Annotated in this window: 3 protein-coding genes; 1 reads left to right on the top strand and 2 read right to left on the bottom strand. The window is 64.2% G+C overall.

Annotated elements, in window-relative coordinates; all coding sequences use genetic code 11:
- Positions 1-382 precede the first annotated feature (382 nt).
- Together AB2L27_RS19790 and AB2L27_RS19785 are read right to left on the bottom strand one after the other, a co-directional pair.
- A complete protein-coding gene (locus AB2L27_RS19790; protein ID WP_370443212.1) occupies positions 383-1636 on the bottom strand; it encodes a hypothetical protein in 1254 nt (417 codons plus the stop codon).
- Between the two features lie 33 nt (positions 1637-1669).
- Positions 1670-8218, bottom strand: coding sequence for a DUF7402 domain-containing protein (locus tag AB2L27_RS19785; RefSeq protein WP_370443211.1), 6549 nt, complete (start codon positions 8216-8218; stop codon positions 1670-1672).
- Positions 8219-8772: 554 nt separating this feature from the next.
- Here AB2L27_RS19785 and AB2L27_RS19780 point away from each other — a divergent pair.
- Positions 8773-9753, top strand: a complete 981-nt coding sequence (locus AB2L27_RS19780; RefSeq protein ID WP_370443210.1) for a site-specific integrase — start codon at positions 8773-8775, stop codon at positions 9751-9753.
- Positions 9754-10415: the final 662 nt, after the last annotated feature.

Here is a 10415-nt window from a genome sequence, read left to right as displayed (position 1 = left end):
CCTTCTTCTACGAGTTGCTTGGCGGTTACTCGCAGAGCTTCACGCGGTGGCCCTCGCCTGCGTCTCGGACACGCCGGACGACCTCAGGCTGGTCGGGCCGAGTTACACCACTCCAGGGGACTCACCCTTCGAATTTGTTGCGTCTGAGATAGAACACACGTTCACCATGTCTACCATCAGTCACTCTAGGACCGGATGATCTATCGGACTTGATTCCGTACAGATTGCCGTTTGATGTGGCCGCGGGTCGACGCCGCTGGAGCGGCGTTATCCATCTTCCACAATGAAGGCGTGTAGAGAGACGGTCTCATGCGTGGGCGTGTCCAGCGCAAAGCCGTCGCACGTAGTTTATGCCCATCAGAAACTGAGGCGACAATCAAATCTACGTGTAGTGGGTGTCTGCGGCGATGAGACGTGCGCTGTGCTGGGTCGCGGTGCTCTGCAACTGCTGCGCGAGCCACCTGCCCGTCGGGGAGGTCGAGGAGCATCCCGGCTGGTTGAGCCACTGGAAGAACACGTAACGCAACCGGCCTCGCTCGTGGAAGGTCTCCGCGAGCAGGACGGCCTCGGCTCCGTAGAAGACGTACTGCTCATCGGTCCGGTCCAGCCTGGGAGCCCTCGGCCTGTCCTGGAAGAGAACGCCCTGGTGTTCGAAGCCCAGGGCGAGCAACTCGCGGTGCAGGCCGCGGGCGCTAAGGGCCGGGCCGTCCTCGGCCAGCTGCATCAGGTCGACCTCCTCCTGGTCCACGCCCTCGCCGTCCTCGTCCTCGGACTCGTCCCTGGTGTCTGTCGCCGTGCTCTCGCGGACCTCGAAGAAGCCCTCGTCGGTGATGCGGGGGTCCTGCACGACGGTCATCACGAAGTCGCCCTCGAGGCAGCGCCGGAGCCGGGGAGCGTCCTCGGCGCCGGCGGGACGGGGCACCGGCTGCTTCTGCTCGGCCTGCGTCGCCGGCTGACCTTTCGGGGTGGGCGACGGCTCGAACGGTTCCCAGGGGTGGTCCGGCGTCGTCCGCCCTGGGGCGGGCAGGAAGGTCGGGTCGGCAGGCAGGTCCTTCTCCACGACGTCTGCGGGCAGCTGCCGGGTCAGCTGCCTGGTGAACCAGACGGGGTCGCGCGGAGGGTGACCGGACGCGCCGGGACGGTCGGCAAAAAACTTCTTCAGCAACGGCCCGCTGGCCAGGTCCACGGGTGTTCCGTGGACGTACACGTGGGGCCACCCCTCCCACACATCCGGGACGCGTCCGGGGGTGCGTAGCGGCTGCCAGCGGGCCGCGGAGTCGTAGCGGAGCAGAACGGCGGCGATGTAGGCGTCGACCGCCGCCGCGGCATAGTCGCGGCGGACGGTCACATCCTCGTCGACATCGGGTTGTGCCGGCGGGATCCAGTTGAAGCGGCGCACCGTCGGAGGGATGCCGGGTAGCCCAGCGTCAGCGAAGTCGAACAACCAGGTCACCAATGGGGTAATGCTGGTCACTGTTCCGTCCAGCTGGGTGCGCGGACCGTGGCGCGATTCCTCCCAGGTGTTGTCGACCCAGGTCGCCAATTCGGACAGGAGGGCAGGGCCGGCGGCCTCGACACGCTCGGCGTAACGCACGCGGTCCGTCGCCCCCAGGTCACCGGGGAAGATCGCTGCCATGCTGAGGTCCTTTTCGTCGGTATGATTTTTTGATCATGGCAGATGGACATAGAACGGGATATGGGCGTCGATCAGCAGCTGCAGGAGGAAGGGGTTGGGTCCGATCTTGTACCCGTGTGCGCTGGCAAAGAAGTGCCATTCTGGATGAGCGCGTCCTGATCCTATAATGGCCTCGTCTGCTGCGATCTGCCTAGCGTTAGCCGTGTTGTGGTTTACAGCGCCAATCTTGGATTCCAAAAGACGCAATGTTCTGTCTGCTTGCAGGACTCGGACGTCGGGGTAGCGAACCTGCCCGGCGACTGTCGTAAATCGTTCTTTCTGAGTGCTCCCTCCGAACCAATTGCTCAGAATAAATTCCCCTGTTCCACCACTACGATCATCAAGGTAGCCCACTCGTGGTTTGGCATCCGGTGTGGAAAACCGCAGCATGCGCAGCAGATGGTCGGGGTCGTTGTTGGAGATGAGTTTGACGATCTCGTCGGATTTCATGCCGGCGGCTTCCAGCTTTGGGGTGAGTTCCTTGAAGCTTTGGCGGATGACCGCCAGTGCCGCATCTTCGCCTGCCACCTTTTCGATAAGCTTGATGACGTCCTGAAGCTTGACGTTGTTCACCTGGGTGGGGCGGATCGCGAGGAGCTGCACTCCCGCTCGGGCGACCGGGGTCCCGGTGGTGATGCGGCGGATGAACCTGACAACTTTGCCCACGGTCTCTGTCGTGTCCCCAAAGTAGGGGACAAATCCGACTCCCACGAGAGCGACGTTGGCCCAGTCCCGTTCGAGGCCGGCGGCGACGATGTCGCGAACGTCCCCGAACACGAGGTAACTGCTGGCCAGGTTCCCAGCAAGCCAGGCAAGGGTTCCTCGAGCACAAACGCTGTTGTCCCCGCACAGAAATCCTAGCGCGAAATCGTTGACGTACTGGTACTTGTCGACTGGCTCCTGCCAACGTGTCGCGTCCCAGCCCTCGTCAACCCATCGGGTTTCGAACCAGTCGTCCCTGCCGTCGCCGTCGGAGTCGGCGTCGTGCCAGCGCGTCCCCCATTGAAACTCTTCACCGTCCTTGATGCCGTCTCGATCGGTGTCGGCGGCCAGGGCAGGGGAGTGCAGTTCAAATTCTTCGCTGTCTTGCAACCCGTCGTTGTCGCTGTCGACTCGTCGGGGGTTGGAAATGAGGTGGTAGGTAGTGATGGGCTCGGGCCCCTGGCGTGTCCCAAGCTCAGCTTCAGCGAAGGGTTTGCCGATCTCCTCGGCATCGGTGAGGCCGTCACCGTCGGTGTCGACCTTGGTGGGGTCGGAGGTGAACAGGCCTCGGACAGATCCGGCTTGAACGCCGTGCCTTTCGACCCAGTCGGTGAGGCCGTCGCCGTCAGTGTCAGTGTCGTAGTCGGTTCCCAAGTTAGGCGCAGGTGTGACCTGCCGGATCCAGTCCGTCAGATCGAGACCATCCGGCACGTAAGAATAGGTCCCGTTGCAGGGCTGAGCCAGCTCTCGCAGCCAGTCCTGCCCGCCGTCGGCGCCGACATCAAGGACGTGGATCGGGCGGCACGGTGTGCTGACGGTTGCGGTGCTTTCGGTGGTCACGGCTTGACCAAGCAAGCTGGCGCCCCCGTGACTGGACACACCCCATTCGTCGTCCTCTCCGCTACTTCCGGCGTCTGCAGAACCGTCGTTGCCGCTTTGCGTCCAGTCGGCGGTGACCGTGCCGTCGGCGCTAAAGGGGGTCAGCTGACCGTCGGTGACGAAGAGAACAGCATGGATACGGCAGGGATCGTTGAGGTCTTGTTCGGGGAAGAAGTCGCCGCCATTACGGTGCCAGGCAGCACGCCGTTCTCGGTCGCTGGGTTCTTCCCCCCGGAAGGGTTTCCAGAAGAAGCTCTGTGCCCCAAAAGAATAGCCGGGGGCCTGATACATTGCGGTGTCGTCGTAGGGGTACCAGTTCACGGCCGGGTACACCGGCCCGTTCTGCAGGGTAGTCAAGACGTACTGGGCATGGCTCAAGGAGTTGGCCTTGACCGAGTCGTAGGGACCTTCAAAGGGGATGCCATCAGCGCTCGGACCGGTGCCGAAGTCGGCTGTGGTGACCGTAAATGAGCGGATCGCAGCCTCGTCACCGGGGCGCAGGCTGGCTACGACAGCGGCGGCGGCGCGGAACCGTTCCCCGGTAGGGTCCTGACGTCGAACGCTAAGGGTTTGATCGAGAACAATCTCCAAGTCGATCGGCGCGCCGCCCGTGGTGGTTGCGGGGTCACAGGAGGTGACGGTGGCGCGCCAGGCGTCGAGGTCGACAACGGCGTAGCGCAAGCCTAGTTCGGCGGAGTGGATAGTAATGGTGTTTTCGGCGGTGGAGATGGATACGTTGTTGTTAACGAACTTCCACTCGCCTTGTTTTTCATCCCAGGCGATGGGGCGTAGGCGCGCCATCTCGTCACCGGTCAAGCCTGGGGTGGCCAGCGTAAGCGCCGCCGAGATACCGGAAGATGAGGGCTGAGCTGTTGGGGGGGACCCACCGGACATCAAAGACAAGGACGAGGACGAGGACGTCGACGGTTCCTGGGAATCGACCAGCTGATCGGAAACCGCCGAAGGTAGGAAAAAGTTCTCCGTCTGAGTGCCGCCATCTGTGCCGGCAACACTTTCCGTTGTGTCGGAAAGTGAAATCATTGCCGTCGCCGAGCGGATTCCTGGTACCGCGGCGGCCGGAAGTGCGGTGATCTGCAGGTCAGCTGTACTCGCAGCGGCCCCCGTGATGGTGGCGCTGACGTCGACGAAGGTATTGTTGTCCGCGGCCTCATTGTCTGTGTCGACCCACGCAGCAGTCGAGGATCGCACCGAAGAGATCGACAGGTCTCCGGTTGAGCTAACGGTGCTTCCGGCGTCACCTGAGCTACCCGAGTTGATGGGGTTGCCCAGGCGGGCGGCGCGGTCGCGAAGGGTGACGGTCACCGACGTGTGCGCGTCAAGAACACCGTCGTCGTTGGAGTCAGGTTTACGCGGGTCCAAACCCAGGCTGAGTTCGGCGCTGTCGTCAATGCCGTCAGCATCGGTGTCAGCTAACAGTGCGTCGCTGGGAGAATTCTGAGTAGTTTCGACGGCGTCGGTGAGGGTGTCACCGTCGGTGTCGGGGTTGGCGGGATTGGTGCCAAGGTTGAGTTCGGCGCGGTTGCTCAGGCCGTCGCTGTCGGCGTCGTCATCGGCGTCGCTGATGCCGTCGTTGTCAGTGTCGACCACAGTAGGGTTGGTGTAAGCGGCCAGCGAGAGGACTTCCTCAGCGTCGCTGAGCCCGTCACCGTCTGAGTCGACCAACAGGGGGTCGCTGCCGGCCTTGTCCTCCAGTACGTCGGGAAGACCGTCATCGTCGGAGTCGACGCTCTCGCTGGTCGGGGTGCGTGCAGCTGACGGCGTCGAGTCGGGGCCCATTCCGACGTCATTGATCGCTGCCACAGTGAAGGTGTAGGCGGTGCCGTTAGTGAGTCCGCGGATGACAGCGTGGGTGGTTCCAGAGACGGTGACCTGCTCCCCGCCGGGGGAAGCCGTCACGAGGTAGCTATGGACGGCAGAGCCACCGTCGAAGGCCGGCGGCGTCCAGAAGACCTCCATACCACTGTCAGCGAGGGTCGTACGCACATCGGTCGGTGCGTCCGGTGCTCGGACAGGACGGCCGCCGGTACCGACGGGCTGACTGCGCCCACCCTCGTTAACCGCGAATACACGGTACTGACGGTCCTGACCGTAGGGAACATCAGGCAACTGGACCCGGGTGTCAACGACGCTGACGGTCGTTTGTTCCCACGGCTGGTAGTTCGTGGTCTCAACGAGATAACTGGTGGCGGGGAATCCGGAAGCGGAGCTGGGGGCGTCCCACGTCAGGGTGGGAGTCTGGCCGTTCCACGTCAGAGTCAAGTCGCCGGGAGTCCCGGGCGCGGGAACGGTGGGGTAGATCGAGACCGGGTAGTACGGTCCGTCACCAGCGGCGTTGCTCCCGCGAATCTGGATGCGGTGGGCCTGGTTCAGTGACAATTCTCCCAGGTCGGTGCGCAAGAGATTACCGGCAACGCTGATGGGTGTGGCGGCGTCGTCGACGATGATGTCGTAGCGATCGACGGTCAAGCCACCGGTGAAGTAAGGGGTTTTCCAAGTGAGATGAACGTGTCGGTCGACGATCTCGTAGCTGACCCCGTAGAACAGGCTCGGCGGGGTGGTGTAGTGCAGTGCCTGGGAGGCCCACTCTGATTGTGCGGTCGAGTTGTTAGACCGCATCTGCCAGGTATAGTCCCCTGCTTCAGCCCAGCTGGGAAAGTTGAGTGCGGTGGTAACAACGCGGTTGGCACCACAGCCATAGAGTGTGTCACGGCTGTCCACGACGTTGCCGTAGTGGTCTAGGAGGGCGGCCTGACCAGTTCCGCAGAAAGAGCCGGGCAATATGGCACTGACATCCAGCCGTGTCCCACTAACGCGGGCCCCGTCAGTGGGGGAACTCAGGGTCGGTACAGCCGGGGGGGTGTTGATGTTGACCCGAGCGAATTCACTCCAGTTGCCCGTTCCGGCGGCGTTGACGGCCCGGACGCGGACGGCGAAGGCTGCCGCGTCCTGAAAAGTGGCGGCAGGGATGGTCCACTCGGCGTAGTCAATGATGTAGGAGCTGCCACTTTCCTCATAGTAAGTGGCAGGAATCTTTTGCGTCAGGACGACAGTGCTGGATTCCTCGTCGTTGCCTGTGCGGACTTCGAAGTCGAATGAATCCACCGCAATCGGCCGCCCACTGGTTTCAGGTGTGGGCTCGACAGTCGGGCTCGTCGTCGGAGAGGCGCTGGGCCCAGCGGCAGGAGACGTAGTAGGTGGTGTAGTGGGGGATGCAGGAGAAGACGCGGTCGGGGAGGCAGTCGGACCCGAGGTAGGAGCGGGTTGGACGGTCGAAGTCTGACCGGGAGTCCACACCTGCATTTCGGCCAGACCAATGTTGCCGGTGGTAGAGCTGACTTCGGTCACCTCCAGGCGCAGGCTTGAAGTAGACCGAGCGGGGAAAGTAATGGTGGTCCCGGCGCCGGCGTTGTCAAGAGCAGTAACGGCCTCGGTGGAGCCGTCGGCGAAGACGAGTCGGGCGGCGGTGATGTTGTCGCTGCTGTTGGGCCGATCGAAGAGAACAACCCGGTCCGTGGTGACCGGATTGTCCCAGTCGAGCTGCAACCAGGAGCCGGCACCGCCACCATCTGTGGCCCACTCGGCTGTGTAGTCGCCGGGATAGCCGTCAGCGACTCCGTCGATGGCCTTTTGCCCGACCTGGCCGGTGCTGTAATCCTCACTCGAGGCCGAGGTAGCTGCTGAACCGGCAACGTTCATCGACACCGGAGCCGAGGTAGTGCTCCAGGCTTGGAGTTCGGCCAGGCCGACGTTTCGGGTGGCGGGGCCAACGCCGGTGATCTCAAGGCGCAAGCTGGTGGTGGCCCGGGCGGAGAAGGTCACCGTGGTGGCTGCACCGGTCGTCTGCAGCGCGCCGACGGCGACGGTGGAGCCGTCGGCGAAGACGAGCCGGGCGGCAGTGATGTTGTCATCGGCGTTGGGCCGGTCGAACAGGGTGACCCGGTCGAGGGTGACCGGTTGGGTCCAGTCCAGTTGCAGCCAGGCCCCGGTGCCTTCGGTGGTGGTAGACCATTCCTTGGTGGCATCTCCGGGGTAGCCGTCAGCGACGCCGTCGACGGCCTTGTCGGCACTCTGCTGGGTGGACCAGTTCTGGGTGGAAGCAGACACCGAGGCCTCACCGGCCACATTTTGCGATGGCTGGGCTGGGCTGGGCGTGGCAGTGGGTTCGGCAGGGGGTTCAGCAGTCGGGTCCGGGGTGGGGGAGGTGGTGTCTTGCGGAGTCCAGGCTTGGAGTTCGGCCAGGCCGACGTTTCGGGTGGCGGGGCCAACGCCGGTGATCTCAAGGCGCAAACTGGTGGTGGCCCGGGCGGAGAAGGTCACCGTGGTGGCTGCACCGGTCGTCTGCAGCGCGCCGACGGCGACGGTGGAGCCGTCGGCGAAGACGAGCCGGGCGGCAGTGATGTTGTCATCGGCGTTGGGCCGGTCGAACAGGGTGACCCGGTCGAGGGTGACCGGTTGGGTCCAGTCCAGTTGCAGCCAGGCCCCGGTGCCTTCGGTGGTGGTAGACCATTCCTTGGTGGCATCTCCGGGGTAGCCGTCAGCGACGCCGTCGACGGCCTTGTCGGCACTCTGCTGGGTGGACCAGTTCTGGGTGGAAGCAGACACCGAGGCCTCACCGGCCACGTTGGTCGACTGCAGGCTGCTTCCACTGCCGGTTGATGGTTGAATGGTGCTGGTGGGGGACTGTCCACTGCCCTCAGTCGTGGACACCGAGAGGTCCTGCGTCGTTGAGCCGGTGACGGTCAGGTCACTGCCTGGGTTGATGAAGAGGGTGCTGTCGTAGGCGAGAGTGTCGCTGGACAGGGAGGCAGTGGGTGGGGCCGAGCTCGCGTTTCGGTCAGCGCCTGCATCGGCCTCGGTGTTAGGAGCAGCGACCGCGTCATCTGGCGCCACCCAGGTGATGGCCCCGAGGCCAACCGTTACGGCGATGGTCCAAGCCAGCACAGTTCGGCAGGCACGTCGCGCCCACCGGGTCGCTTCGACATCCGAAGCCCACGTTCCGCGTGCTTGCCTCATGACGTTACCTATCACTCAGAGTCACTACAACCTGCTCACAGTGACATCAGCGCGACACGGATACTCAGGTTTCTCATAAGATGACCTGAAAGAACTAGGGCCCTAGCCCTTGGTGATCGAGGCGCCGTGGCGATCCGTCAGAGAGGGCCGATCAGCGCAGAGCCCACCACGCCTGACCGCTACCCGGCGTCAACACCTGCGGCTTGGTCATAAAGAGACGGTCTGGACAAGGAGAGTCCGACTCGTCCGTTCGTCCGTCGTTGACGACGACGTGGCTGAGCGCGGCGGAGGGCGAGGGGCAGAGAGGAGCATCTACCGCATGCGATAATGTAGAGAATCGCATGCTATAGACGTATCCTGAGCCGGTGCCGCACCACGACCGCCTCCCCACCACGTCGCGTCCTGACCATCGCGCCGTCGCCCGTGACAGGTGGCCGGCCGACCAGCACGACACAGTCGCGGGCGTACCAGAGACCGACGCGATGCGACTGCTCGACGACGTCCCGCTGACCGAGGACGAAGCCCAGTACGTCGACGCCGCCCGGGCCGCCAACACCGTCCGCGGCTACCGCTCGGACTGGCGAGAGTTCACCAGCTGGTGCGGCCACCACGGACACCAACCACTGCCGGCCGCACCGGCAGCCATCACCGGCTACCTCACCGAGCTGGCCCAGGCCGGCGCCAAGGTCGGCACCATGAGCCGGCGCATCTCGGCGCTGAAGTTCGCCCACCAGCTGCGCAACCTGCCCGACCCCACCGGCCACGCCCGCGTCGTGGCCGTCTGGGAAGGCATCCGCCGCACCCACGGCGCACCCGTCGAGCAGTCCACCCCCCTCATGCCACCGGACCTGTTCGACGTCCTGGACGCCTGCCCCACCACCAAGACCTGGAAGACCCCCGGCCGCCCCGCAGAGCCGGACCTGGCCGGCACCCGCGACCGCGCCCTGCTCCTGGTCGGCTTCGTCGCCGCCCTGCGCCGCAGCGAACTGGCTGCCCTGGCCGTCGAGGACATCGACGACCACCCCAACGGCCTCGTCCTGACCCTGCCCCGCTCCAAGACCAACCAGACCGGTGAGGAGACCGAACTGGTCGTCCTCCCCCGCGCCGCCAACCGCGACCGCTGCCCCGTCACCGCACTGCAGCAGTGGCTGTCCCTGGCCGGCATCGTGCAAGGCCCGGTCTTCCGCGGCGTCGGCAAGAACAACCGCGCCAGCACCACCGCCTTGAACCCCGGCTCCATCAACGCCCTCGTCCAAGCCGCCATCACCCGCGCAGGGCTGGACGCCACCACCTACTCCGCCCACAGCCTGCGCGCCGGGTTCGTCACCTACGCCCACCTGCGCGGAGCCTCCGACCGCGCCATCGCCCACCAGACCCGCCACCGCTCCCTGGCCACCCTGGGCACCTACGTCCGCGTGCAGCAGGCCTGGACCGACAACGCCGCCACCCAGCTTGGCCTGTAGGCGCTCCCCTGGCCCGCACCGCGGCGTAGTCCACTCCGACCCCCTGCGGGGCTGGCCGGCTCTAACAGATGAGTCATGCCTCCCCAACGACTGGAGCGGGTCCTCTTCTGCCTACTTCCTACTAACATCCATCAGGCTCTGCAACCTCTCTACATTCAATACTCTTTCCCCCTCCAATGCAGACATTGGAACATTGGTTTCATATCCAGCCACCTGCACCAGAAGGCCGCGGCGTCGCCGGTAGAACCGCCTCCAAAGGTTACGCCGAGGCCCCAATGCGCGCCGTACGGGTCGTTCCAGCATCAACAGAGCAGCAAAAAAGTCGGTGGCGTCAGCTCCGGCATTGGCTCCACCTAGAACGCATTGGCGTACTTGCGGACTCGGGTGCCCTGAGGAAGTGATTGCCAACTCGGCTAGCTCGTACTCATCAAGATCGAGCAAGAACCTCCGGGCGATCAAGCTGACCTGAATGAGGCTGTCTTGGAAGTCATCTCCATCAAGCAAGGCCCTGCAACAGACTATCTCGTCCATTATCGGCTCTTCGGATCTGATGGTGGGAAGTTCAGCCTGACCTCTTCTTCTTCCGTCGGGTCCGCCAGGGACGGGTGCCATCAGCAGCGAGCAGGATCCTGATCCGGTAGTTCGCGAAGTTGCGGAACCCG

The organism is Kineococcus halophytocola, from assembly GCF_041276425.1.
In the GTDB taxonomy this organism is placed as follows: Bacteria; Actinomycetota; Actinomycetes; order Actinomycetales; family Kineococcaceae; genus Kineococcus; species Kineococcus halophytocola.
The sequence above is the reverse complement of the archived record's forward strand: the minus strand, read 5'-3'. Positions and strand labels throughout refer to the sequence as shown.

What these genes read in the sequence shown, in the direction of transcription:
- AB2L27_RS19790 (WP_370443212.1), bottom strand. Translation starts at nt 1,636, where the DNA reads ATGGCAGCGATCTTCCCCGGTGACCTGGGGGCGACGGACCGCGTGCGT.
- AB2L27_RS19780 (WP_370443210.1), top strand. Translation starts at nt 8,773, where the DNA reads ATGCGACTGCTCGACGACGTCCCGCTGACCGAGGACGAAGCCCAGTAC.